General features: G+C 66.8%; 22 protein-coding genes. 13 read left to right on the top strand and 9 right to left on the bottom strand.

Annotation, left to right across the window (positions count from 1 at the left end; genetic code table 11):
- Positions 1–946 precede the first annotated feature (946 nt).
- Both dut and coaBC read right to left on the bottom strand, forming a co-directional pair.
- Positions 947–1402, bottom strand: coding sequence for a dUTP diphosphatase (gene dut, locus PA6_RS16190; protein ID WP_021702020.1), 456 nt, complete (start codon positions 1400–1402; stop codon positions 947–949).
- 24 nt (positions 1403–1426) lie between these two features.
- Positions 1427–2635 (bottom strand): bifunctional phosphopantothenoylcysteine decarboxylase/phosphopantothenate--cysteine ligase CoaBC, encoded by a 1209-nt coding sequence (gene coaBC, locus PA6_RS16195; RefSeq protein ID WP_021702021.1) that lies wholly within the window; start codon positions 2633–2635, stop codon positions 1427–1429.
- 138 nt (positions 2636–2773) lie between these two features.
- Here coaBC and radC point away from each other — a divergent pair, with 138 nt between their 5' ends.
- Positions 2774–3448 (top strand): RadC family protein, encoded by a 675-nt coding sequence (gene radC, locus PA6_RS16200; RefSeq protein ID WP_021702022.1) that lies wholly within the window; start codon positions 2774–2776, stop codon positions 3446–3448.
- 25 nt (positions 3449–3473) lie between these two features.
- On the opposite strand, the gene PA6_RS16205 is transcribed toward radC, so the two are convergent.
- Positions 3474–5051: an ABC transporter substrate-binding protein gene (locus tag PA6_RS16205; RefSeq protein WP_021702023.1), complete on the bottom strand. Its 1578-nt coding sequence runs from the start codon at positions 5049–5051 to the stop codon at positions 3474–3476.
- A gap of 320 nt (positions 5052–5371) precedes the next feature.
- Between PA6_RS16205 and rpmB the strand changes: the two genes are divergently transcribed.
- Together rpmB and rpmG are read left to right on the top strand one after the other, a co-directional pair.
- Complete coding sequence (gene rpmB, locus PA6_RS16210) at positions 5372–5608, top strand: 50S ribosomal protein L28 (protein ID WP_021702024.1); 237 nt, start codon at positions 5372–5374, stop codon at positions 5606–5608.
- A gap of 10 nt (positions 5609–5618) precedes the next feature.
- Positions 5619–5774 (top strand): 50S ribosomal protein L33, encoded by a 156-nt coding sequence (gene rpmG, locus PA6_RS16215; RefSeq protein ID WP_021702025.1) that lies wholly within the window; start codon positions 5619–5621, stop codon positions 5772–5774.
- Positions 5775–5903: 129 nt separating this feature from the next.
- On the opposite strand, the gene PA6_RS16220 is transcribed toward rpmG, so the two are convergent.
- Positions 5904–6266 (bottom strand): cupin domain-containing protein, encoded by a 363-nt coding sequence (locus tag PA6_RS16220; RefSeq protein WP_021702026.1) that lies wholly within the window; start codon positions 6264–6266, stop codon positions 5904–5906.
- 218 nt (positions 6267–6484) lie between these two features.
- Between PA6_RS16220 and PA6_RS16225 the strand changes: the two genes are divergently transcribed.
- Positions 6485–7978, top strand: a complete 1494-nt coding sequence (locus PA6_RS16225) for an aldehyde dehydrogenase (RefSeq protein ID WP_021702027.1) — start codon at positions 6485–6487, stop codon at positions 7976–7978.
- A gap of 316 nt (positions 7979–8294) precedes the next feature.
- Positions 8295–9437 (top strand): MFS transporter, encoded by a 1143-nt coding sequence (locus tag PA6_RS16230; RefSeq protein WP_021702028.1) that lies wholly within the window; start codon positions 8295–8297, stop codon positions 9435–9437.
- On the opposite strand, the gene PA6_RS16235 is transcribed toward PA6_RS16230, so the two are convergent.
- Positions 9434–10867, bottom strand: coding sequence for an aminotransferase-like domain-containing protein (locus PA6_RS16235; protein ID WP_021702029.1), 1434 nt, complete (start codon positions 10865–10867; stop codon positions 9434–9436). The two genes, PA6_RS16230 and PA6_RS16235, sit on opposite strands and share 4 nt — an antisense overlap.
- 158 nt (positions 10868–11025) lie before the next feature.
- On the opposite strand from PA6_RS16235, the gene PA6_RS16240 reads away from it, so the two are divergent.
- Entirely contained in the window at positions 11026–11256 is a 231-nt protein-coding gene (locus tag PA6_RS16240) for a DUF1127 domain-containing protein (RefSeq protein WP_021702030.1), read from the top strand.
- Between the two features lie 6 nt (positions 11257–11262).
- Here the strand turns inward: PA6_RS16240 and PA6_RS16245 are convergent, their stop codons facing one another.
- Positions 11263–12597, bottom strand: coding sequence for an NAD(P)/FAD-dependent oxidoreductase (locus PA6_RS16245; RefSeq protein ID WP_021702031.1), 1335 nt, complete (start codon positions 12595–12597; stop codon positions 11263–11265).
- 148 nt (positions 12598–12745) lie between these two features.
- On the opposite strand from PA6_RS16245, the gene PA6_RS16250 reads away from it, so the two are divergent.
- Positions 12746–13099: a YkgJ family cysteine cluster protein gene (locus tag PA6_RS16250; RefSeq protein ID WP_021702032.1), complete on the top strand. Its 354-nt coding sequence runs from the start codon at positions 12746–12748 to the stop codon at positions 13097–13099.
- Positions 13100–13109: 10 nt separating this feature from the next.
- On the opposite strand, the gene dadR is transcribed toward PA6_RS16250, so the two are convergent.
- Positions 13110–13598, bottom strand: coding sequence for a transcriptional regulator DadR (gene dadR / locus PA6_RS16255; protein WP_021702033.1), 489 nt, complete (start codon positions 13596–13598; stop codon positions 13110–13112).
- A gap of 227 nt (positions 13599–13825) precedes the next feature.
- On the opposite strand from dadR, the gene dadA reads away from it, so the two are divergent.
- From dadA to PA6_RS16280, 5 genes are all read left to right on the top strand, one after another.
- Entirely contained in the window at positions 13826–15124 is a 1299-nt protein-coding gene (gene dadA / locus PA6_RS16260; RefSeq protein ID WP_021702034.1) for a D-amino acid dehydrogenase, read from the top strand.
- Positions 15099–15449, top strand: coding sequence for a RidA family protein (locus tag PA6_RS16265; protein ID WP_021702035.1), 351 nt, complete (start codon positions 15099–15101; stop codon positions 15447–15449). The genes dadA and PA6_RS16265 overlap by 26 nt, the downstream gene beginning before the upstream one ends.
- 58 nt (positions 15450–15507) lie before the next feature.
- Positions 15508–16581: an alanine racemase gene (alr, locus tag PA6_RS16270; RefSeq protein ID WP_021702036.1), complete on the top strand. Its 1074-nt coding sequence runs from the start codon at positions 15508–15510 to the stop codon at positions 16579–16581.
- A 103-nt stretch (positions 16582–16684) separates the two neighbouring features.
- Positions 16685–17233, top strand: coding sequence for a cupin domain-containing protein (locus PA6_RS16275; RefSeq protein WP_021702037.1), 549 nt, complete (start codon positions 16685–16687; stop codon positions 17231–17233).
- Positions 17234–17366: 133 nt separating this feature from the next.
- Positions 17367–17789 carry a c-type cytochrome gene (locus tag PA6_RS16280; protein ID WP_021702038.1) on the top strand — a complete coding sequence of 141 codons (423 nt, stop codon included), beginning with the start codon at positions 17367–17369 and terminating at the stop codon, positions 17787–17789.
- Positions 17790–17863: 74 nt separating this feature from the next.
- Here the strand turns inward: PA6_RS16280 and PA6_RS16285 are convergent, their stop codons facing one another.
- The gene (locus tag PA6_RS16285) at positions 17864–20413 is read right to left on the bottom strand and encodes an SEL1-like repeat protein (RefSeq protein ID WP_021702039.1); all 2550 of its coding nucleotides are present in this window, start codon (positions 20411–20413) and stop codon (positions 17864–17866) included.
- A 71-nt stretch (positions 20414–20484) separates the two neighbouring features.
- Positions 20485–22494 (bottom strand): DNA helicase Rep, encoded by a 2010-nt coding sequence (rep, locus tag PA6_RS16290; RefSeq protein WP_021702040.1) that lies wholly within the window; start codon positions 22492–22494, stop codon positions 20485–20487.
- A gap of 295 nt (positions 22495–22789) precedes the next feature.
- Between rep and PA6_RS16295 the strand changes: the two genes are divergently transcribed.
- A complete protein-coding gene (locus PA6_RS16295) occupies positions 22790–24463 on the top strand; it encodes a putative bifunctional diguanylate cyclase/phosphodiesterase (protein ID WP_021702041.1) in 1674 nt (557 codons plus the stop codon).
- Positions 24464–24547: the final 84 nt, after the last annotated feature.

A 24547-nucleotide genomic window follows, 5' to 3' on the forward strand; every position in this document is an offset into this window, starting at 1 on the left:
GCCAGTTGCTGGACGTCGCCACGCAGGCGGCCGAGCAGGTGGTTGCGGGTCAGTACCAGGCCGAGCAGGGCGCCGGCCAGGGCCAGCAGAGCGGCGATGGCCAGTATTACGGGGGAAACGGGCAGGCCGCTGCTGGTAGGGCCCGGGGTGAAATCGAGCTGCCAGTTGGGGTTGCCGATATCGAAGCGCAGCGCCTGTGTATCGCCGGCACTGCCGCGTTGCAGCAGAATCTGCGCGGCGCCGTTGCCGAACTTCTGGCTGAGCTGGATTTGCCCGGCCTCTTCCGGCATGGCCGGGAGGGCGCCGAGCAGGCGTTCGAGATCGACCACCAGCAGCAGGGTGCCCTGCAGCTGATCGCTGCCGGCGGCGCGCAATGCCGCGGCGCTGTAGACCAGCCAGCGTTCGCCGACCTTGTAGGCCTCGACGGCTGGCTGCTGGCCATTTTCCAGGCGGCGCAGCATGTCCAGCGCGGCGAAATTCATCGGGCCGCTGCGGCCGACATCCAGCGCGGCGCGTGCCGGCAGGTTGATGTGGGCATCGACCACGCCCTGCCAGTGCTGCAGGCCGCGTTCGGCGGTGCCGATCAGGCTGCGGTCGCCGCTCTGCAGCGCGGCGAGTAGCGCCGGGTCGTTGGCAGCGGCCTGGGTGTCGGCCAGCAGTTGCTGCTGCGCCTGTTGCAAGGCGCTTGCTTGGCTGCCGCCCCAGGCTTCGACCAGCTGTTGTTGCTGCTGTTTGCCGCTGCCGCTGAGGCCGAAGCCGAGCAGCGCGCAGGCCAGCACCAGGCCGCCCAGTGCGGCAATGGCGCCTGGCAGCAGCGCCTGCGAGTCATTGCCGGTGTTGGCTGCCGGCTTGGTCGGAGCGGCGGCGATGAGTGGTTCGTTATCCTTGGCTGCACGCTTGAGTTTCACGCAACGTCTCCCTGGCAATTCATCCCGAGCGGGCGGGGTCAGTGGCTACCGGAGTGGCCGAAGCCGCCGGCGCCGCGCTGGCTGGCGTCGAATTCCTCGACCAGCTCGAAATGCGCCTGTACCACCGGTACCAGCACCAGCTGGGCGATGCGCTCGCCGACGGCGATGGTGAAGGGCGTCTGGCCGCGGTTCCAGCAGGACACCATCAGCTCGCCCTGGTAATCCGAGTCGATCAGGCCGACCAGGTTGCCGAGCACGATGCCGTGCTTATGGCCCAGCCCCGAGCGCGGCAGGATCAGCGCGGCCAGGCCGGGATCGCCGATATATACGGACAGGCCGGTGGGGATCAGCAGGGTCTGACCCGGCTCGAGGACGCTGTCCTCCTTGAGCATGGCGCGCAGATCGAGGCCGGCGGAGCCGGGGGTCGCATAGTGCGGCAGGGGAAAATCGCTGCCCAGGCGCGGGTCGAGGATCTTGGCTTGCAGAGCGTGCATGGTGGATTCCGTAAACGATGGGTATCAGGCGCGGTTGAGGCGCTCGGCAATGAAGGCCACCAGTTGGCGGGCGATCTTGCTCTTGCTGGTCTGGGCGAAGGCGCTGGCCTGCAGCTCGCGATCGATCACGGTGATGGCGTTCTCTTCGCTGTTGAAGCCGATGGTCGGGTTGGCCACATCGTTGGCGACGATCAGGTCGAGGTTCTTGTCCTTCAGCTTGCGCGCAGCATAGTCGAGCAGGTTCTCGGTTTCTGCGGCAAAGCCCACGCTGAACGGACGATCTTCACGGCCGGCGATGGTGGCGAGGATGTCCGGGTTGCGCACCAGCTGCAGAAGCAGGCCTTCACCGCTGCTGGGGTCCTTCTTCATTTTCTGGGTGGCCACCACTTCCGGGCGGTAGTCGGCCACGGCAGCGGAGGCGATCAGCAGGTCGCAGGGCATCGCGGCCTCGCAGGCGGCGAGCATGTCGCGGGCGCTGACCACGTTGATGCGGTTGACCCGGTCCGGTGTCGGCAGGTGCACCGGGCCGGTCACCAGGGTGACCTTGGCGCCTGCCTCCACGGCGGCCTCGGCCAGGGCGAAGCCCATCTTGCCGGAGCTGTGGTTGGTGATGTAGCGCACCGGGTCGATGTTTTCCTGGGTCGGTCCGGCGGTGATCAGTACGTGCTTGCCGGTTAGCGCCTGCCACTGGAAGCAGTCGGCGGCGCGCTGGGCTAGCTCCTCGGCTTCCAGCATGCGGCCGGGGCCGACGTCGCCGCAGGCCTGGCTGCCGGCAGCCGGGCCGAACAGGTGCAGGCCGCGCTGGGCGAGAATCTCGGCATTGGCCTGGGTGGCGGGGTCGCGCCACATGGCCTGGTTCATCGCCGGGGCCAGGGCGACCTGGGCGTCGGTGGCCAGCACCAGGGTGGTCAGCAGATCGTCGGCCACGCCCTGAGCCAGGCGCGCCATGAGGTCGGCGGTGGCCGGGGCGATCAGCACCAGGTCGGCCCACTTGGCCAGTTCGATATGGCCCATGGCGGCTTCGGCCGCCGGATCGAGCAGGTCGAGGTGCACCGGGTGGCCGGACAGCGCCTGCAGGGTCAGCGGGGTGATGAACTCGCGGCCGCCACGGGTCATGACCACCCGTACTTCGGCGCCCTGGTCGCGCAGGCGACGGACCAGCTCTGCGCTCTTGTAGGCAGCGATGCCGCCGCCGACGCCCAGGACGATGCGTTTCCGATACAGCCGCTGCATAGGCCTGCCTTTAATAATGTGGTGTGGATAGCAGCGCGGCGGCGACACCTCCCCAGGCCGGTCACCGCGCCAAAAAAGCCGGGCTAAGATAGCACAGGGCCTGCGCCGGAACAGCGGGCCGACGGACAGGGAGATGTCATGAGCATACGCGACTGGCCCGCGGCAGAACGCCCGCGGGAGAAACTGCTGGAACTGGGTGCCGCAGCGCTGAGCGATGCCGAGCTGCTGGCGATTTTCCTGCGCACCGGGGTGGCCGGGCAGAGCGCGGTGGACCTGGCCCGCCACCTGCTGGCCGATTTCGGCAGCCTGCGCGCCTTGCTGGAGGCCGACCTGGATTCTTTCAGCCAGCGCCTGGGCCTCGGCCCGGCCAAGTTCGCCCAGCTGCAGGCGGTGCTGGAGATGGGTCGCCGTCATCTGGCCGAGCGGCTGCGCCGGGATTCCGCGCTGGAAAGTCCGCAGACGGTGCGCGACTACCTCAAGGCGCGCCTGCGCCACGAGCCGCACGAGGTGTTCGGCTGCCTGTTCCTCGATGCCAAGCACCGGGTGATCTGCTTCGAGGCGCTGTTCTTCGGCTCCATCGACGGCGCCAGCGTTTATCCCCGGCAGGTGGTCAAGCGCGCGCTGTTCCACAATGCGGCTGCCACCATCCTGGTGCACAACCACCCATCCGGCGTCGCCGAGCCCAGCCAGGCTGATCGCCAGCTGACCGAGCGACTCAAGGAGGCGCTCGGCCTGATCGAGGTACGTGTGCTCGACCACTTCATCGTCGGTGACGGCGAGCCGCTGTCGATGGCCGAGTTCGGCTGGGTCTAGGGCGGGCGCTGCCCGCCATGCGGCCTCAGGGTGCCAGGCGGACCTTGGCGAAATCCTGGCGACCGAAGGGGCTGACCTGGTAGCCGCTGACCCTGTCGCTGTGCAGGGCGAAGGCGGTGGGATGCGCCAGCGGCAGCCACAGGGCCTGCTGCTGGATCAGCGTCTGCGCCTGGCGATACAGCTCGCTGCGCTGTGCCTGAGCGCTGGCGGCCTTGCCCTGGCTGATCAGCTGGTCCAGCTGCGGGTCGCAGTAGCGCGCGAAGTTCAGCCCGGACTGCACCGAGGCGCAGGCGAACTGCGGGGTGAGGAAGTTGTCCGGGTCGCCGTTGTCGCCGGCCCAACCCATGAACAGCAAGTCATGCTCGCCGGCTTTGGCGCGGCGGATCAGCTCGCCCCACTCGATCACGCGGATTTCCGCCTGGATGCCGACCTTGGCCAGGTCGGCTTGCAGCAGTTGGGCGCCGAGAGACGGGTTGGGGTTGAGCAGGCTGCCCGACGGGCGGGTCCAGATGGTGGTCTTGAAACCGTCCGCCAGACCGGCTTCGGCCAGCAGCGCGCGGGCCCTGGCAGGGTCGTGGGCATAGCCCGGCAGATCCTTGGCGTAACTCCAGGTGTTCGGCGGGTAGGGGCCGCTGGCCGGCGTGGCGCTGCCCTCGAATACGGCCTTGAGGTAGCTGGCCTTGTCGAAGGCCAGGTTGATCGCCTGGCGCACCTGCGGCTTGTCCAGCGGTGGGTGCTGGCTGTTGAGGGCGACGAAGGCGGTCATGAACGCCGGGGTCTCATTGACTGCCAGGCGACTCTCAGCACGCGCTGCCTGCACATCCTGAGGCTTCGGCGACAGGGCAATCTGGCATTCGCCGCGTCTGAGCCTCTGCAGGCGCACGCTGGCGTCGGGGGTGATGGCGAACACCAGGCCGTCGACGGCCGGCTTGCCGGCGAAGTAGTCGGGGTTGGCCGCGTAGCGGATCACCGCGTCCTTCTGGAAGCGCTTGAGCACGAAGGGGCCGGTGCCGACCGGCTGGGCGTTCAGCTTCTCCGGCGTGCCGTCGGCCAGCAGTTTGGCGGCGTACTCGGCGGAATAGATGGAGGCGAAGCCCATGCTCAGGGTGGCGAGGAAGGTGGCGTCCGGGCGCTTGAGGACGAAGCGCACGCTCAGCGGCGTCGGCGCCTCGATGCGCTCGATCAGCGCCGGCCACTGCATGGACTGGGCGTGCGGATAACCGCTGGCGGCGACCTTGTGCCAGGGGTGGGCCGGGTCGAGCATGCGCTGGAAGCTGAATAGTACGTCGTCGGCGTTCAGTTCACGGCTCGGCGTGAACCAGGCGGTGCGCTGGAATTTCACTCCCGGGCGCAGCTGGAAGGTCCAGCTCAGGCCGTCGGCGGACACCTCCCAGCGCTCGGCCAGGCTGGGTACCAGTTGGCCGGCCGTGGCGTCATAGTCCACCAGGCGGTTCATCAGCATGTCGGCCGAGGCGTTGGTGGTGGTCAGCGAGTTGTACTGCACCACGTCGAAACCGTCCGGGCTGGCTTCGGTGCAGACGCTGAGAGTGGCGGCCTGGCTTAGCAGCGGGGCGAGCAGCAGGGGCAGGGCGGCGATGCGCATCGCGGTTCCTCCGAAAGGCGAGAGGCAACCCTAGACCAAAGGCGGCGGGCAGACAATCGACCCAGGCGACGAGCGGTCGGGGTGCCTGCGGCGCGAAGGGCCGCCGTTTCTGCGGCTATGCTGGTTGGCGGGGCGCGGGAATTCTTGCGACTGCCGGGGTGTTCTGGTATAAAGCAGCGCTCTTTTCTAGGGGCCCGGTCCAGCGGCAACGCCAAACGCCGGTAAGACCCCCGAGAAACGCGGCGCTGAGCGCCAAATGACTATTGAGTTCAAGCGGCCAACCCATGCCGGGTTGGGCATGTGGTTTAGAGGGCTGAGGCATGTCGAGAGTCTGTCAAGTTACCGGTAAGGGTCCGGTAACCGGGAACAACGTTTCCCACGCTAACAACAAAACCCGTCGTCGTTTCCTGCCGAACCTGCAGCACCATCGCTTCTGGGTCGAGTCCGAGAAGCGCTTCGTGCGTCTGCGCGTTTCCGCCAAGGGCATGCGCATCATCGACAAGCGCGGTATCGACGTAGTGCTGTCCGAGCTGCGCGCTCGCGGCGAAAAGGTTTAAGGAGCTAATCATGCGTGAACTGATCCGTTTGGTGTCCAGCGCCGGTACCGGCCACTTCTACACCACCGACAAGAACAAGCGCACCACTCCGGACAAGATCGAGATCAAGAAATACGATCCGGTCGTCCGTAAGCACGTGACCTACAAGGAAGCCAAGATCAAGTAATTGATCCGGCCCTTGTACGAAGAAACCCGCCTCGGCGGGTTTTTTCTTGCCTGCGAAAAACTGCGGGCGAAAAAAAGCCCGCGGGCGCGGGCTAATCAGGGTGATTCTGAATCGAGTGCTCGGCCGGGCTCACGCCTTGGCTTCGAAGATCACATAGACCTTGCGGCAGGGCTCCAGCACTTCCCAGGTGCCCTTGAGGCCGGCCGGGATGACGAAGCGGTCGCCGGCGCGCACGGTCTTGGCATTGCCATCCTGGTCGCGGATTACCGACACGCCCTGGAGAATCTCGCAGTACTCGTGCTCGGTGTAGTTGATCGTCCACTGGCCGACGGCGCCTTCCCAGATGCCCACGTTGAACTGGCCGCAGGGGCTGCCGTAGTGGTTGCGCACGCTCTGCTCGGGGTCGCCCTTGAGGATCTTCTCGGCGGCCGGGCGATAGTGTTCCGGCGCGGTGGTGACGCTGGCGAAGTCAATGATCTGGGCGACATTCATGGAGTGGGATTCCTGTTGTTGTAGGGCTGTCGATGGTGGCAGTCTATGTTTGATAAAACGAACATTCAAGGCGCCTGATCGGGCCTTTGTCAAAAATATTGAAAAGGCGACGCGCTCTGGTTTAGTGTTGTGCGCACGATGGCCGGCAATCGGCCTGGCAGAATAATTGACAGTGCGTGTTGCCTATTTGCCACACGCTTTCACTGAGGATCTCCCGCATGACCACCCTGACTCGTGCCGACTGGGAACAGCGCGCCAAGAATCTGCAGATCGAGGGCCGCGCCCTGATCCATGGCGAGCACCGCGATGCCGTTTCCGGCCAGACCTTCGAGTGCGTGAGCCCGGTCGATGGTCGTATCCTCGGCCTGATCGCCAGCTGCGACGCCGCCGATGCCGACGTTGCCGTACGCGATGCCCGCGCCACCTTCGAGTCCGGCGTGTGGTCGCGCATGAAGCCGGTCGAGCGCAAGAAGATCATGATCCGCTTCGCCGACCTGCTCGACGCCCACGCCGAGGAGCTGGCCCTGCTGGAAACCCTGGACATGGGCAAGCCGATCGCTTTCTCCCTGAGCGTCGACGTGGCCGGTGCCTCGCGCGCCATCCGCTGGAGCGGTGAGGCGATCGACAAGATCTATGACGAAGTGGCCGCCACCCCGCACGACGAGCTGGGCCTGGTGACTCGCGAGCCGGTCGGCGTGGTCGCCGCCATCGTGCCGTGGAACTTCCCGATGATCATGACCGCCTGGAAGCTGGGCCCGGCCCTGGCCACCGGCAACTCGGTGATCGTCAAGCCGTCGGAAAAATCCCCGCTGACCGCCATCCGCATGGCCGAGCTGGCGCTGGAAGCAGGCATCCCGGCCGGCGTGCTCAACGTGCTGCCGGGCTTCGGTCACACCGTGGGCAAGGCCCTGGCCCTGCACATGGACGTCGATACCCTGGTGTTCACCGGTTCGACCAAGATCGCCAAGCAGCTGATGATCTACGCCGGCGAATCGAACATGAAGCGCGTCTGGCTGGAAGCCGGCGGCAAGAGCGCCAACATCGTCTTCGAAGACGCGCCCTGCCTGAAGGAAGCCGCCGAGGCCGCCGCCATGGCCATCTGCTTCAACCAGGGCGAGATGTGCACCGCCGGTTCGCGCCTGCTGGTGCAGCGCTCGATCAAGGATCAGTTCATGCCCATGGTGGTCGAGGCCCTCAAGGGCTGGAAGGTCGGCCATGCGCTGGACCCGGAGACCCAGGTCGGCGCGCTGGTCGACCAGGGCCACCTGAACACCGTGCTGTCCTACATCGAGGCCGGTCATGCCGATCAGGCCAAGATGCTCTGCGGCGGCAAGCGCACCCTGGAAGAGACCGGCGGTGTGTATGTCGAGCCGACCATCTTCGACGACGCGCACAACAAGATGCGCATCGCCCAGGAAGAGATCTTCGGCCCGGTGCTGACGGTGATCCCGTTCGACACCACCGAGGAAGCCATTGCCATCGCCAACGACAGCATCTTCGGCCTTGCCGCCGCCATCTGGACCAGCAACCTGTCCAAGGCGCACCTGGCCGCCAAGGCCCTGCGCGTGGGCAGCATGTGGGTCAACCAGTACGACGGCGGCGACATGACCGCGCCGTTCGGTGGCTACAAGCAGTCGGGCAACGGTCGCGACAAGTCGCTGCATGCCTTCGACAAGTACACCGAGATCAAGGCCACCTGGATCAAGCTCTAAGTACGCAGGACGATCTCCTGGTCGTCGGCCATACGGCGTTGCGTCCTCGCTTTTAATGCTCACGTACTGCAGTACGCTGCGCTTAAAAGCTGCGGGGCGCCTGACTCGCTGACGCTCGCCCTTCGGGCCAGCCTAACGGCTGTTACTCCCGTTGGTCGTTGGTCCTGGCCTTAGCCCAGAAGACCTTCATCGGTGTTGGGTTAGTTTGACCGTACTTTAAGGTCCGCCCTTCGGGGCCGGCTCCCGAGTGAGCCACACCTGCGGCCGGGTTTCCTTGGGAACCCGGCCGTTTGCTTTGGCCGGAAAGGAATGGGCTATGCGTTGGGGAACCTACTTCGCCGTTACCGCGGCGGTGGTCATCGTCGGGCTGGCGCTGGGGGTGACCCTGCCGCTGGTGTCGCTGCGCCTGGAGAGTTGGGGCTACGGGCCCTTCGCCATCGGCGTGATGGCGGCGATGCCGGCCGTCGGCGTGCTGCTCGGGGCGCGTCTGACCGGGCGCCTGGCAGGCGCGCTGGGCACGCCGCGCACCCTGCGCCTGTGTCTGCTGGCCAGCGCCTTCTCGGTCGGCCTGCTGGCGCTGCTGCCCTATTATCCGCTGTGGCTGCTGCTGCGCCTGCTGATCGGCATTTCCCTGACCGTGGTCTTCGTCCTCGGCGAAAGCTGGATCAACCAGCTGGTCGAGGAGCGCCTGCGCGGCCGTCTGGTGGCGCTGTACGGCACCTGCTTCGCCCTCAGCCAGCTGGCCGGGCCGCTGGCGCTGACGGTCATCGGCAGTGCCAGCGACTTGGGCTTCTGGCTGTCGGTGGCGCTGCTGGTCGGGGGCAGCGCCGTGCTGCTGGGCCATAGCGGCGCACCGCAGGTCGATGCGCACAGCGCTTCCGGGCGCGGTCTGGGGCTGTTCTGTCGGCGCCTGCCGGCAATTGCCTGGGCCGTGGTGCTATTCGCTGCCTTCGAGTCGATGGTGCTGACCCTGCTGCCGGTCTATTTGCTGCGCGAAGGCTTCGCTCAGGAGACGGCGCTGCTGATGGCCAGCGTGGTGGTGGTGGGTGACGCCCTGCTGCAGCTGCCCATCGGCCTGCTCGCCGACCGGGTGTCGCGCGCCACGCTGTTCCGCGTCTGCGGCGTGCTGCTGCTGTTGTCCAGCCTGGCGATTCCCTCGCTGCTGCACACGCCGCTGATCTGGCCGCTGCTGGTGGTGTTCGGGGCCGCCGCCGGCGGGCTCTATACCCTGTCGCTGATCCTGGTCGGGCAGTTCTACCGGGACGACGCGCTGGTGCGTGCCAACGCCCATATCGCCCTGCTGTGGGGCGCCGGCTGCCTGCTCGGGCCGCTGTCCACCGGCGCCGCCAGCCAGTGGCTGAGTGGCCATGCGCTGCCCCTGCTGATGGCGGCCGGTGCGGCACTGTTCGTCTGGCTGGCCTGGCGCCGTGGGGCGTTCCAGGCGCCGGCGGCTGACTAGGGCGCCTCGCTGCTTGGCGTTGTGCTGAGCAGCTCACCCACCGTCTGGCCGACCTGCCGGACCGCCCACTCCAGGTCGGCGGTCATCGCGGTGGCGAAGTTCATGCGCAGGCAGTTGCGGTACTTGCCGGCGGCGGAAAAGATGCTGCCGGGCGCGATCTGCACCTTGTGCGGCGCCAGCAGGCGATTCAGGCGCTGGCTGTCGAAGCCCTGCGGCATCTCCACCCAGAGCATGAAGCCGCCCTGCGGCTGGCTGACCCGTGCGGTGGCGGGGAAGTGCTGGCTGACCCAGGCCGTCATCCGCTCGCGGCCGCGCGCGTACTGGCTGCGCATGCGCCGCAGGTGTGGCTGGTACTGGCCCTCGCCGATGAATTCGGCCAGCGCCAGCTGCGGTAACTGGGCGCTCATGCCGGTGCTCATGTACTTCATGTGCAGCACCCGCTGCAGGTAACGCCCCGGCGCGATCCAGCCGATGCGCAGGCCCGGCACCAGGGTCTTGGAGAAGGAGCTGCAGAGCAGCACGCGGCCGTCCTCGTCGAACGACTTGATGGTGCGCGGGCGCGGGTAGCGGTAGGCCAGGTCGCCGTAGATGTCGTCCTCGATGATCGCCAAGTCGTAACGCTGCGCCAGCTCCAGCAGGGCGCGGCGATTGGTCTCGGGCATGACGTAGCCGAGCGGGTTGTTGCAGGTCGGGGTGAGCTGGATGGCCTTGATCGGCCACTGCTCCAGGGCCATCTCCAGCGCTTCCAGATTGATGCCGGTGAGCGGGTCGGTGGGCAGCTCCAGGGCCTTCAGGCCGAACCCCTTGAGCGCCTGCATCACCCCGTGGAAGCTCGGCGAGTCCACCGCGACGATATCGCCGGGCTGGCAGATGGCGCGCAACGCGGCGGACAGCGCTTCGTGGCAGCCGGTGGTGATGATCAGGTCGTCAGGGGCGATCTGGCAGCCGGAATCCAGCGCCAGGCGCGCTACCTGTTCGCGCAGCAGGACTTCGCCCGCCAGGCTGCCGTAGCTCAGCTCACGCAGGCCTTGGCGCCGGCTCAGGCGCGACAGGCTGCGCAGCAGCGGCTTGAGCGTGGGCGCATCGATGTCGGGGATGCCACGGCCCAGCTGCACCAGGTCGGCCTGGGCCGGCGTGTTGACCAGCTCCAGCACCTGGTCCCACTGCGACACGTCGACCGGGCGCTGGGCGGTGCGCCCGACCATGGGCAGCGCCGGGCGCTGGCGGCTGTGTGGCACGAAGTAGCCGGATTTGGGCCGGGGTTCCACCAGGCCTTCGTCCTCCAGCTCGCGGTAGGCCTGCTGCACGGTACTCAGGCTGACGCCGTGCTCCTGGCTGAGCACGCGCACCGAGGGCAGGCGGTCGCCGGGGCGGTATAGGCCCTGTTCGATGCGTTCGCCGAGGATCTCGGCCAGGTTGCGGTAAAGCATGGCGGCCTCCGTCAGACCATACAGATGACGGCGAAAAACAGCATTCAGTGGGGGCATACAGAATCTGTATGGATCAAAAGTCCATTCTTTGAATCTGTATCCTGTTTCGTGCGACCCGCATCATGGTCCTCCATACAGATCGGTGCAAGGAGGTCGACATGCCGCAGCCATGGGAACGCCAGGAAACAGTCCGTCCGGAGAAAGGGCAGCCCGCGCGTGGAGGGCTCGGCGTCGCGCTGGTGCTGTTCGGGCGCTGGCGGGCCTGGCGCCTTCGCCTGCAGACGCGCCAGGCGTTGCGCCATCTCAGCGACGAGCAGTTGCGTGATATCGGCCTCAGCCGGGCGCAGGCCCGAACCGAGGTCGAGCGCCCGTTCTGGACGCTGTGGTGAGGGGGATCAGGCCAGGCCGACCGCTTCCTTGAGGCGGTACCAGGCCATGCCCAGGGCCAGCAGCGGCGAGCGCAGGTGCTTGCCGCCGGGGAAGGTGATGTGCGGCACGCGGTTGAACAGCTCGAAGCCGCCGCCCTGTTCGCCGGCAATCGCCTCGGCCAGCAGCTTGCCGGCCAGGTGCGTGGCGTTGACCCCGTGCCCGGCGTAGGCCTGGGCGTGGTAGACGTTGGGCTGATCCTTGAGGCGGCCGATCTGCGGCAGGCGGTTGGCGCCGATGCCGATCATCCCGCCCCACTGGAAGTCGATCCGCACGTCTTTCAGGTCGGGGAAGACTTGCAGCATTTTCGGCCGCATATAGGCGGCGATGTCTACCGGATCGCGACCGGAGTAGTGGCAGGCGCCGCCGAACAGCAGGCGGTTGTCGGCCGACAGGCGATAGTAGTCCAGCGCTACGCGCTGGTCGCACAGCGCCATGTTCTGCGGGATCAGCGCGCGCGCGCGCGCTTCGCCCAGCGGCTCGGTGGCGATCACGTAGCTGCCGGCGGGCAGTACCTTGCCGCCCAGCTCCGGGTCCAGGCCGTTGAGGTAGGCGTTGCAGGCCAGCACCAGGGTCTTGGCGCGCACGCTGCCGCGGGCGGTGTGTACCTTCACCTCGGGGCCGTAGTCGATGCGGCTCACCGGCGAGTGTTCGAACAGGCGCACGCCCAGCGCGGCCGCCGCGGCTGCCTCGCCCAGGGCCAGGTTGAGCGGGTGCAGGTGGCCCGAGCCCATGTCGATCATGCCGCCGCAGTAGCGATCGGAGCCGACGACCTGGTGCATCTGCTGCGGTTGCAGCAGGCGCAGTTCGTGGCGGTAGCCGAGGCTTTCCAGCTCGGCCTTGTCCTCGGCAAAGCCATCCAGATGGGCCGGCTTGTTGGCCAGGTCGCAGTAGCCCCAGGTCAGGTCGCAGTCGATCTGGAACTCTTCCACGCGGCGACGCACCAGCTCCACCGCCTCCAGGCCCATCAGCTTGAGCTGGCGCACGCCGTCGGCGCCGATCACCGGCTCGAACTGTTCGACGCCATGGCCGACCCCGCGGATCAGCTGGCCGCCGTTGCGCCCGCTGGCACCCCAGCCGACCAGATGGGCTTCCAGCAGCACCACCGAGAAGCCTTTGCGGGCCAGTTCGATGGCGGTGTTGAGGCCGGAGAAGCCACCGCCGACGATGCACACGTCGGCCAGTTCCTCGCCTGCCAGTGTCGGGTAGCTCAGCTGGCGGTTGGCCGTGGCGGCGTAGTAGGAGGCGGCGTGCTGGTCGCTGTGCACGGCGGGGCGTTGCGGCTGGTGAACGCGGGCGTTCATGTGCGAAATCCTGAGTTGTGTGTTGTTAAAATTTTACGCAGCTTAAGCATGGCCCATGCCAGGCGCCAAGAGCGCCCCAGGAAAAAGTCTTTTCACTCGCAGTCATCGACGCTGGATACACTAGCGGGATTCAGCACAAGGCCCGTCAATGAGTTGCACCGACCGCAAGATCGACCAGCTGCGCCGGCAGATTCCGCGCTTCGCCTGCGTGCCCGGCTGCCATGACTGCTGCGGCCCGGTCACCGCCTCGTCCGAGGAGCTGGCACGGCTGCCGGTCAAGAGCGAGGCCGAGCACGAGGCGGCGTTGGCCGAGTACAACTGCGTGCACCTCGGCCCTCAGGGTTGCACGGTGTATGACCAGCGCCCGCTGATCTGCCGCCTGTTCGGCACCACGCCGAACCTGCCCTGCCCGCGCGGCCAGGGGCCGGAAACGCCGATCGAGCCCGCGGTCGAGCGCCAGGTACACCGGCTGATCGCCAGCACCCGCCAACGCTTGGTCTAGCCCGCTGCCTTTACTCCGGCACCGGCAGGGTCAGTGACTCCTTGACCTCTTCCATGACGATGTAGGACTTCGACTCGCGCACATGCGGCAGCTTGAGCAGGATGTCGCCGAGCAGCTTGCGGTAGCTGGCCATCTCGTTGATCCGCGCCTTCACCAGGTAGTCGAAGTCGCCACTGACCAGGTGGCACTCCAGCACATGCGGCAGTTTGAGCACGGCGCGGCGGAAGTCCTCGAAGGTGTCGCCGGATTTGTAGTCCAGGCTGATCTCGACGAACACCAGCAGGCTGGCCTTGAGCTGCTGCGGATTGAGCCGGGCGTGGTAGCCCATGATGATGCCCTCGCGCTCCAGGCGGCGGACGCGCTCGGTGCAGGGCGTGGTGGACAGGCCGACCCGCTCGCCCAGTTCGGTGAAGCTGATGCGCCCGTCCTCCTGAAGGATGCGCAGGATGTTGCGGTCGATCTTGTCCAGCTCGCGGCGGCTCTGGTGCTGGGTGCGCATGATGCTCTCCGTAGGGAATAACTGAACGCGATAATTCACTGGCGTTGAGGCGAATATATAGCCATATCGCCTGGATGCAATCCTGCGAAAACCCTCTGCGTCGAGAACTAACGCCAAATGCTCAGCGATAAACAGTGAATATCGCTACTTGCGCCTTCCTATACTGCGCCCATCTACGGTCAAAATAACAAACGCTCGCGGGCCCGCCCCGCAGCGAGGAGGCGAAGATGCGTGTTCTGGTGCTCGGCAGCGGTGTGATCGGTACCGCCAGTGCCTACTATCTGGCCCGTGCCGGCTTCGAGGTGGTGGTGGTCGACCGCCAGAATGGCCCGGCCCTGGAAACCAGCTTCGCCAACGCCGGCCAGGTTTCGCCCGGCTACGCCTCGCCCTGGGCCGCCCCGGGCGTGCCGCTGAAGGCCATCAAGTGGCTGCTGCAGAAGCACGCGCCGCTGGCGATCAAGGCCACCGCCGATATCGATCAGTACCTGTGGATGGCGCAGATGCTGCGCAACTGCACTGCCGCCCGCTACGCGGTGAACAAGGAGCGCATGGTGCGCCTGTCCGAGTACAGCCGTGACTGCCTCGACGAGCTGCGCGCCGAAACCGGCATCGCCTACGAAGGCCGCCAGCTGGGCACTACCCAGCTGTTCCGCACCCAGGCCCAGGTCGACAACGCGGCCAAGGACATCGCCGTGCTGGAAGCCTCCGGCGTCCCCTACGAGCTGCTCGACCGCGACGCCATCGCCCGCGTCGAACCGGCCCTGGCTGGGGTCAAGGACAAGCTGGCCGGCGCCCTGCGTCTGCCCAACGACCAGACCGGCGACTGCCAGATGTTCACCAGCAAGCTGGCGCAGATGGCCAAGGACCTTGGCGTCGAATTCCGCTTCGGCTGCAACATCGAGCGCCTGGATCACGCTGGCGACCGCATCAATGGCGTGTGGATCGACGGCAAGCTGGAAACCGCCGACCGCTACGTGCTCGCCCTCGGCAGCTACAGCCCGCAGCTGCTCAAGCCGCTGGGCATCAAGGCGCCGGTCTATCCGCTCAAGGGTTACTCGCTGACCGTGCCGATCACTAATGCGGCGATGGCGCCGACTTCGACCATCCTCGATGAGACCTACAAGGTCGCCATCACCCGCTTCGACAACCGCATCCGCGTCGGCGGCATGGCCGAGATCGCCGGTTTCGACCTGTCGCTCAACCCGGCTCGCCGTGCCACCCTGGAGATGATCACCAACGATCTCTACCCGCAGGGCGGCGATGTCAGCCGTGCCGAATTCTGGACCGGCCTGCGCCCGGCCACCCCGGATGGCACGCCCATCGTCGGCGCCACCGCCTATCGCAACCTGTTCCTCAACACCGGACACGGTACCCTTGGCTGGACCATGGCCTGCGGCTCCGGTCGCTTCCTCGCCGACCTGATGGCGAACAAGCGTCCGCAGATCAGCGCCGAAGGCCTGGATATTTCCCGTTACGGCCGCACCAAGGAGAGCCACAAGCATGTCCATCCAGCGCCTGCGCATTGAAAAACGCTACAGCGAAATCGTCATCCACAACGGCACCGTCCACCTGGCGGGGCAGTTGGCCGATGACTACGACGGCGATATCCGTGAGCAGACCCGCCAGACCCTGGCCAACATCGACCGCTACCTGGCCGAGGCCGGCAGCGACAAGACCAAGATCCTCTCGGTGACCATCTACCTCAAGGACATGGCCGACTATGCCGGCCTCAACGAGGTGTACGACGCCTGGGTGGCCGAGGGCGCTGCACCGGCCCGTGCCTGCGTCGAGGCCAAGCTGTACGACCCGCGCGTGCTGGTGGAGATGATGGTCGTCGCCGCGCAAGCCTGAACATCCCTTTGGCCCGGCACCCCCGCCGGGCTTTTTTTAACCGAATGAAGTAGCCGCCATGCGTCCCGCCCGTGCCCTGATCGACCTCGAAGCCCTGCGCCACAACTACCGCCTCGCCCGCGAGATCAGCGGTGCCAGGGCGCTTGCGGTGGTCAAGGCCGACGCCTACGGGCATGGTGCCACGCGCTGCGCCGCCGCCCTGGAAGACGAGGCCGACGGGTTCGCCGTTGCCTGCATCGAGGAGGCGCTGGAGCTGCGCTATGCCGGCATCCGCAAGCCGATTCTGCTGCTCGAGGGCTTCTTCGAGGAGAGCGAGCTGAGCCTGATCGACCAGCACCAGCTGTGGTGCGTGGTGCATGCCGCTTGGCAGGTCGAGGCGATCGAGCGCGCGCGCCTGGCGCGACCGCTGCAGGTGTGGCTGAAGCTCGACTCCGGCATGCACCGGGTCGGTCTGCACCCGGCCGAGTACCGTGATGCCCATGCCCGCCTGCTGGCCAGCGGCAAGGTCGACAAGATCGTGCTGATGAGCCACTTCGCCCGTGCCGACGAGCTGGACTGCCCGCGCAGCGAGGAGCAGGTCGCGCTGTTCGAACAGGCGCGGGCCGGCCTGCAGGCCGAGGTCAGCCTGCGCAATTCGCCGGCCATCCTCGGTTGGCCGGGCATCGCCAGCGACTGGGTACGCCCCGGCATCATGCTCTACGGCGCCACGCCCTTCGAGCAGGACCAGGCCCAGGCCGCGCGCCTGCGCCCGGTGATGACCCTGGAGTCGAAAATCATCAGCGTGCGCGAGCTGCCGGCCGGCGAGCCGGTCGGTTATGGTGCACGCTTCGTCGCCGAGCGGCCGACCCGCGTCGGCGTTGTCGCCATGGGCTATGCCGATGGCTATCCGCGGCATGCCGCCACCGGCACACCGATCATGGTCGATGGGCAGATGACCCGCCTGATCGGCCGGGTGTCGATGGACATGCTCACCGTCGACCTCACCGACCTGCCCGGCGCAGGCCTCGGTAGCCGGGTCGAGCTGTGGGGACGCAATGTCTCCGCCAGCGCCGTGGCCTATGGCTGCGGCAGCATTCCGTACCAGCTGTTCTGCAACCTCAAGCGGGTGCCGAGGCTCTATTCCGGGGGCTAGCCGTCAGGGTGCGGAGCAATTGCATTTGCAGTGTTGTAAATACTGAACACTGGCCGCATCATACGGCCACCCAGATGCCTTGCTCCCAAGGAGGACCCCCGCATTGGACGTCGGTGTTCGACTGCAATCTATTCGCAAACTCAAAGGCCTTTCCCAGCGTGAACTCGCCAAGCGGGCGGGCGTCACCAACAGCACCATCTCGATGATCGAGAAGAACAGCGTGAGCCCCTCGATCAGCTCGCTGAAGAAGGTGCTCGGCGGCATTCCCATGTCGCTGGTGGAGTTCTTCTCCCTCGATCTGGAGCAGGACAACCACACTCAGGTGGTGTACCGGGCCGACGAACTGACCGACCTTTCCAGCGGTGCCGTGACGATGAAGCTGATCGGCAAGGCGCACCCCAATCGGACCATTACTTTCCTCGACGAGACCTACCCGCCGGGTACCGACACCGGTGAGGAAATGCTCAACCATGACGGCGAGGAAGCCGGCATGCTGGTCGACGGACGCCTGGAGCTGACCGTGGGCGCCGAGGTGTTTGTCCTCGAGCCGGGCGACAGCTATTACTTCGACAGCACCAAGCCGCACCGCTTCCGTAACCCCTACGACAAGCCGGCGCGACTGATCAGCGCCACCACGCCGGCGAACTTCTGAGTCGGCTACGGGCGTTGCCTGGCGCAATGCCCCTGCGACAAGTTGGGTTGTTCCGGCCGGCCGGCCTAACCGTTATACTGCGCCCGCTCGCGAAACCGTGGCCGCGGGCGTTTCTAGCCAATGAGGGTGTACCGTGAACCTGATCAAGAAGATGCTGGCGGCTCAAGCTGCCGTATTGGCCCTGTGGGCTGTGAGCGCTCAGGCTGCGACCAACGATGAGATCGCCGAGCGCATCAAGCCGGTTGGCGAGGTCTGCGTCCAGGGTGAAGAATGCAAAGGCGTCGGTGCCGTTGCCGTGGCTGCCGGTGGCGGCGCCAAGTCTCCGGACGACGTGATCAACGCTCACTGTGGCGCCTGCCACAGCGCTGGCGTGCTGGGTGCGCCGAAGATCGGCGATACCGCCGAGTGGAAGAAGCGTGCTGATGAGCAGGGCGGCATCGACGTGCTGCTCTCCAAAGCCATCGCCGGCTTCAACGCCATGCCGCCGAAAGGCACCTGCGCCACCTGCTCGGACGACGAGCTGATGGGCGCGATCAAGAAGATGTCCGGCCTGTAACAGCCGCCAGCTTCTGAAAAAAACCGCCTTCGGGCGGTTTTTTTGTGCCTGCCATTGGCGGTGCAGGCTGCGGTTTATTGTCGCAGTCGGTCGAGCAGGCGCGCCAGCGGACCGGGCTGGCGGCGCTGCGCCAGCAGTTCCTCGGCGCGCTCGCGGGCGCCGGCGACACCGGCGTCGAGTGCCTTGCGCAGCCACTCCAGCGCCTGTTCCTGGTCGGCCTCGTTGTCGAGCAGCAGCTCGGCCAGGTCCAGATAGGCATCCTCGTACTGCTCGGCGCAGGCCTGCTGCAGGTGCGCGCGGGCCTTGCCCGGATCGGCCTTGCCGCCCAGGCCATGGAGGTACTGGCGACCCAGGCGCCAGTGCGCGTAGCCGTCACCACTGCGCAAGCTGTTCTGGTAGTAGCGCCGGGCCTGGGCATAGTCCTCGCGCTGTTCGTGCAGCCAGCCCAGGTAGTTGGCGCTGGCATCCTTGTCGCCGTAGCGCCAGGCGGCCTCGAAGTGCTGCAGAGCCTGGTCGTAGTCGGCTTCCTCCTCGAACAGCAGCTGGGCCAGCTCCAGGTGGGCCGGGCGGTGGCCGCGCTCGGTGGCCAGCTGCAGGTAGTGGCGCGCCAGCGCCCGGTCCTGGGCGCAGCCGCGACCCTGGCGGTAGCAGTCGCCCAGGTTGCGTGCGGCCAGCGCCGAGCCGGCGTCGCTGGCGCGCTGGAAATAGGCGAGGGCGCCAGCATGGTCCTGGTCGGCATTGTCCAGCAGGCAGCCGAGGTCGTTGAGGGCATCACTGTTGCCCAGCGCCACCGCGCGCAGCAGCAGCGGCCGGGCCTTCTCGTAGTCCTGCGCCTCGAGGGCGGCCAGGCCGCGGCGGTGTGCGTCCAGGGCCAGCCAGAGATCGCCGGCGCTGCGCTGCAGGCAGGCCTGCTGCACCTCGCTGAGGCCGAACTGGGCGTAGCGGTCGACGATCTGCAGGGCGCGCTCGGCGGCCAGCGGCCGGCTGCTGCCGTCTTCCTCCAGGCGCCAGGCCAGGTCGTCGTGGAACACCAGTGCGCGCTCCTCGCTCTGCACGAAGCGGCGTTCGGCGGGGGCCTGGTCGAGGGGTTCGCGCAGCCACTGGCCGTCGCTGTCGAGGATGCCCCAGCGGCCTTCCAGGCAGGCGCTGAAATACTGGTCATAGAGGCTTTCCAGGCGCTCGAAGCGCGGCTCCGCGCTCCAGCCGGGCTGCGCGCCGCCGCGATACAGACCCCAGCGCTTGCCCTCCTGGACCCGGCAGTAGTGGCTGCCGTCGGCGCTCCGGCAGCCGAGCTGCAGTTCGATCCGGGCGTAGGCGCAGGGCAGCAGCCAGCGCTGCTGCTGATGGCGATAGAGGCCGTACAGGCGGTTGTCGCGCACCTGCCAGGCCTGCATGTCGTGCAGGTAGTCGAGTGCCTGGTACTCGCCGGGCAGCAGCGCCTGGCCCTGATCGTCGAGAGCGCGCCAGCGCCACTGCTGGCCGTCGCGGCGACGAATCAGGTAGATCTCGCGGCCGTCCAGGTCGAAGCTCTGCAGGTTGTCGATGCCGATGGCGCCGAGGTCGTGGAAGCGCGTGGTGAACAGGTGCTGCGGACCTTTCGCCGGTCGGGCGGCGTAGTAGCCCTCGTACGCCTGGATCTGCTGGTACTGCGCGGGTAGCAGCCAGTTGCCCTGCGGGTCGATCGCCCCCCACAGCTCGCCCTGCTGCACGCTCCAGCAGCTGCCGCGGTGGTCCAGCGGCTCGCCCGCAGCGAACTGGCAAGGCACCGTCAGCCGGCCCTGCAGGTCGATCAGGCCGAGCTTGCCGCCCTCGGCGACCAGCGCGTGCTCACCGGCGAAGTCGTAGGCTTCCTCGAACTGGCAGGCGATCACTTCGCGGCCCTGGCGGTCGACATAGCCGAAGCGCCCGTCCAGCTGCACGCAGGCGCGCTCACTGCTCTCGTCGAATTCGTAGAAGGCCTGGTAGCGGGGCTCGATCAGTACCCGGCCATCCGCCGCGCGCAGACCGTACAGCCCGTTCTCGCAGAAGATCTGTGGCGCATCTTCATCCTGCACCGGCAGCATCGAACCGAGCGGTTCCCAGCCGTAATCGTAGGCAGCCTGGTTGAGCAGGGCGCGGAAGCTGCCGGCCCAGGGCGCATCGACGCCGGGGCAGTTGTCCAGCAACAGCGGATTGTCGTTGTCGATGGCCTCGCGGATGCAGGTGTTGCTGCGCGCGATCTCCTCCAGCAGGGCGTCGGCCTGGGCGCGGCGGTCGTCGTCGCTCATGTTGAACAGGTCCCAGGCGTCCAGGTGGAACCAGGCGTGGCTGGCACGGCCGTCGAGCAGCTGGAAGATCCTGTCGCGCGCCGTGCGGAAGGCCTCGACATCGTCCAGCAGGCTGCCGGCATGGCGCTCGATGAAGGCATAGAAGGCGCGCAGCGCCTCGATGCCGGCGGGTGCCTCGGCGTACAGGCCTTCTTCGCTATGCGGGTCGTTGTAGCAGTTGTGCCCGACGCAGCCGCCCTGGGCGAACAGCGGGTGCAGCAACAGGGGCAGCTCGTAGCCCCACTCCATCAGCGGCAGGCAGTCATCCTCGCTGCTGCCGATTTCGGCCTTGTTGTACAGGTACAGGCGATGGGACATGGCGCGCTTCCTTGCGAGACGACGGACGCGCGCAGTCTAGCTGGGAAGCCGCTGTGCGGCTGTGCGCTCGGTCAGCGCTTGAGCATGGCGCGCATGCTGGCCAGGGCATCGTTGCCGCGCGCCGTTTTGACCTCCACCGGGGTGTCTTCCTGGCCTTCCCAGACCAGGTCCTCCTGCGGCAGCTCGTCGAGGAAGCGGCTCGGCGAGCAGTCGATGATCTCGCCGTACTGCTTGCGCTTGGCGGCGAAGGTCAGTGCCAGGTTGCGCTTGGCGCGGGTGATGCCGACATAGGCCAGACGCCGCTCTTCCTCGATGGTGTCGGCCTCGATGCTGGAGCGGTGCGGGAGGATCTCCTCCTCGAAGCCGATGATGTACACCGAGGGGAACTCCAGGCCCTTGGAGGCATGCATGGTCATCATCTGCACGCCCTCGGCGCCTTCTTCCTCTTCCTGCTGGCGCTCCAGCATGTCGCGCAGCACCAGCTTGCCGATGGCGTCCTCGATGGTCATGTCGCCGTCCTCGTCCTTGTCGAGGGTGTTCTTCAGCGCTTCGACGAGGAACCAGACGTTGCCCATGCGCGCCTCGGCGACCTTGTCGCTGGAGGCGTTCTGGCGCAGCCAGTTCTCGTAGTCGATATCCATGATCATGCTGCGAATGGCACCGATCGGATCGTTACCGGCACAGAGTTCGCGGATCTTGTCCATGTAGCGCTTGAACCGCGACAGGCGCTCGGTATAGCGGTTGTCCAGGTGCTCGGCCAGGCCCAGCTCGTCGCTGGCGGCGTACATCGAGATGCCGCGCTCGCTGGCGTAGTTGCCGAGCTTCTCCAGAGTGGTGGAGCCGATCTCGCGGCGCGGCACGTTGATCACCCGCAGGTAGGCGTTGTCGTCGTCCGGGTTGACCAGCAGGCGGAAGTAGCTCATCAGGTCCTTCACCTCCTGGCGGGCGAAGAAGCTGGTGCCGCCGGACAGGCGATAGGGAATCTGATGGTGCTGCAGCTTCAGCTCCATCAGCTTGGCCTGGTAGTTGCCGCGGTAGAGGATGGCGAAGTCGCTGTACGGGCGCTCGGTGCGCAGGTGCTCGGTGAGGATTTCCAGCGCCACGCGCTCGCACTCGGCGTCCTCGTTGCGCGTGCGGATCACGCGGATCGGGTCGCCGTGGCCCATCTCCGACCACAGCTGCTTCTCGAACACGTGCGGGTTGTTGGCGATGAGGATGTTGGCGCACTTGAGGATGCGGCTGGTGGAGCGGTAGTTCTGCTCCAGCATCACCACCTTCAGCGACGGGTAGTCTTCCTTGAGCAGGTTGAGGTTCTCCGGTCGCGCGCCGCGCCAGGCGTAGATCGACTGGTCGTCGTCGCCGACCACGGTGAACTGGTTGCGCATGCCGACCAGCTGCTTCACCAGCAGGTACTGGCTGGCGTTGGTGTCCTGGTATTCGTCCACCAGCAGGTAGCGGATACGGTTCTGCCACTTCTCCAGGATGTCGCGGTTCTCCTGGAACAGCTTCACCGGCAGCAGGATCAGGTCGTTGAAGTCCACCGCGTTGTACGCCTTGAGCGTGCGCTGGTAGTGCAGGTAGACGATGGCCGCGGTCTGCTCCTTGGGGCCGCGGGCATTGGCCAGCGCCTCGTCGGGCAGGATCAGGTCGTTCTTCCAGCTGTCGATGTAGTTCTTGATCTCGTCGGCGCCATCGTCGCCGGCGTACTCCTTCTGCATGATGTCGGTCAGCAGGGCCTTGATGTCGCCATCGTCGAAGATCGAGAAGCCCGGCTTGTAGCCCAGCGCCGCGTATTCCTTGCGGATGATGTTCATGCCCAGGTTGTGGAAGGTGGACACGGTCAGGCCGCGCGCCTCGGCGCCCTTGAGCAGGGTGCCGACACGTTCCTTCATCTCGCGCGCGGCCTTGTTGGTGAAGGTCATGGCGACGATGTGGCGGGCCTGGATACCGCAGTTCTGCACCAGGTGGGCGATCTTGCGGGTGATCACGCTGGTCTTGCCGGAGCCGGCGCCGGCCAGCACCAGCAGCGGGCCGCCGACGTAGTTCACGGCCTCTTGCTGCCGGGGATTGAGTCGCGACATGGGGGAATTCGGTCAGAAAAAACGAGGCGGCATTCTAGCAGCCGCAGGGCGCCGCCGGGGCGCATGCAGACCGCCGCCCGGCAGGCCGGGTTCCCAATAAAAAGCTTAAAGATTGTGGTCTAAGTCACTATTTTTAAAGATCATGTACGCTTGTGCCAGTCAGCCCCCGTTGCCGCTGCTAAGCCTTTCCCGCAGGATGCGCAGAAATCTGCACAGGGACAGGCAGAAAGAGAACGCCGGAACACGGCGCACACAGACGGGGTAAGTCTGTCTTTCCTGACCTTGGGGAGGTCATTTGTCCGCGCACGTCGAACCCTTGCGCCTGGTCCTGCTGGCTGAAGAGCCAGAGTGGGCTGCCTTGTTGCGCGCGCGACTCGAGACCCTCGGCGGCGCCTTTCCGCTGATCACCGCGCCGAACTGGGAGGCGGCCAGCAGCCTGTTCGACGATGGCGGGCACGGCCTGCTGCTGACCACGCCCGCCTGCCAGCCGGCGCCCGGGCGCTGCTCGTTGCCGACCATCCTGCTGCTCGACGAAGAGCCCTCTGTAGAGCCGGCCGATGTCTGTGACTGGCTGGTGCGCGACAACCTCGGCGTCGACCTGCTGCGCCGCTGCCTGCGCTATGCCGGCGAGCGCGGGCGGCTGCAGGCGACCCTGCAGCGCCTGGCCGAACAGGACCCGCTGACCGGTATCGCCAACCGCCAGGGCTTCCAGACCCTGCTGGCCGGACGTCTGGCCGAGCACCAGGGGCGCGGCCTGGCCCTCGGCCACCTCGATCTGGACAACTTCAAGCACGTCAACGACTCCCTCGGCTACCAGACCGGCGACCGCCTGATCCTGCAGGTGGTCAACCGCCTCAAGGCCCAGCTGGAGCCCGGTGACGCGCTGGCGCGCCTGGGCAGTGACGAGTTCGCCCTGCTCATCGACAACCGCCGCGATCCGCAGCGTGCCGAGCGCGTGGCCGAGCGCATCACCGAGGTGCTGTCCGAGCCCTACTGGCTGGACGGCGAGAGCCTGCTGCTTGGCTGCAGCCTGGGCCTGGCCCATGCCCGCGCCGGCGAGAGCGCCGATCCGCTGCTGTGGCATGCGCATATCGCCATGCAGCAGGCCAAGGCCGCCCAGGGCTGTACCCATCACCTGTACGACGAGCGCATCCATCGCGGCGCGCGCAGCATGGCCGATCTGGAAGGCGAGCTGCGCCGTGCCCTGCGCCGCGACGAGCTGGAGCTGCACTACCAGCCACGCCTGTGCCTGCAGAGCGGGCGCATCCTCGGCCTGGAGGCGCTGGTGCGCTGGCGCCACGCCGAGCGCGGCCTGCTCGGCCCGGACGAATTCGTGCCGCTGGCCGAGGAGAGCGGGCTGATCGTGCCGCTGGGCTACTGGGTGATTGCCCGCGCCCTGCGCGACATGCAGTGGCTGCGCGGGCGTGGCCTGCCGACCCTGCACATGGCGGTCAACCTGTCGTTCCGTCAGTTCCAGGACAGCCAGCTGCTGAGCACCCTCGGCCGGCTGATCGAGGAGCGCGGGGTGGATGCCCAGTGGCTGGAGTTCGAGCTGACCGAGACGGCGGTGATGCGCCGCAGCGAACAGGTGCGGCAGACCATGCAGGCCCTCGGCCGCCTCGGCGTGCGCTTCTCGCTGGACGACTTCGGCACCGGTTTCTCCTCCTTCGTGCACCTCAACAACCTGCCGATCACCCTGCTGAAGATCGACAAGAGCTTCGTCGCCGGCATGGGCGAGCGCGCGGAGAATCGCCAGCTGGTGCGGGCGATGATCAACCTGGCGCACAACCTCCATCTGGAGGTGGTCGCCGAGGGCGTGGAGAACGCCGAGCAACTGGCCCTGCTGCGCCAGTTCGGCTGCGACCAGGTACAGGGTTACCTGATCAGCAAACCGCTGCCGCTGGCCGAGCTGGCGCGCTTCCTGGTGTTCGGCCTGCGCCAGCCGCTGCTCGGCGGACTGTCGTCGTAGGCTGCAGCGTCGCGCGTTGCACCATTCCCTCTCCCTCTGGGAGAGGGCTAGGGTGAGGGACTGAGCCGGCAGCTCTCACCCCGA

This window comes from Aquipseudomonas alcaligenes NBRC 14159, from assembly GCF_000467105.1.
Classification (GTDB): Bacteria; Pseudomonadota; Gammaproteobacteria; order Pseudomonadales; family Pseudomonadaceae; genus Aquipseudomonas; species Aquipseudomonas alcaligenes.